Source organism: Pseudomonas sp. AGC41 (genome assembly GCF_057334555.1).
In genome coordinates this window covers 1-501 of sequence record NZ_JBHFJB010000078.1, presented here as the reverse complement: position 1 = coordinate 501, position 501 = coordinate 1, and the positions used below count along the sequence as shown (strand labels likewise).

General features: G+C 63.9%; 1 protein-coding gene. It reads left to right on the top strand.

What is annotated here, in order from left to right:
• Positions 1 to 501: type VI secretion system tip protein VgrG (gene vgrG / locus ACE04F_RS13685; protein ID WP_486107456.1), on the top strand; the 501-nt coding region annotated here is incomplete at both ends.

Genomic DNA, 501 nt, shown 5'->3' with positions numbered 1-501 from the left:
CTTCCGTCATGAACAGGGTCGCCATGTGCTGGTGCTGGCCGACGCCTACGGCGCCCATACCCAAGCGCCCGGCTACGGCTCGGTGCCGTACTACCCGAAGAACGAGCAGCAGCGCGAGCGCGATCATATCCACGACTGGCACTTGGCTCAGGAAGTCCAGCCAGGTTCGCTGGAGCTCAACGACTACGATTTCCAGCGCCCGAGTGCACACATTGATGTGCGTGCAGCCATGCCGCGCCCGCACACCGCTGGCGACTACCCGCTTTACGACTACCCCGGCACGTACGTACAAAGTTCGGACGGCGAACACTACGCCCGCAACCGCATCGAAGCCTTGCAGACCCTGCACGAACAGGTCGAGCTGGCGGGCAATGCCAGGGGCCTGGGCTCGGGGCATCTGTTCAGCCTGACCGGCTTCAGCCGCCAGGACCAGAACCGCGAATACCTGATCGTCGGCGCGCGTTATTACCTTTCCCAGGAAAGTGGCGAGAGCGGCGTCGG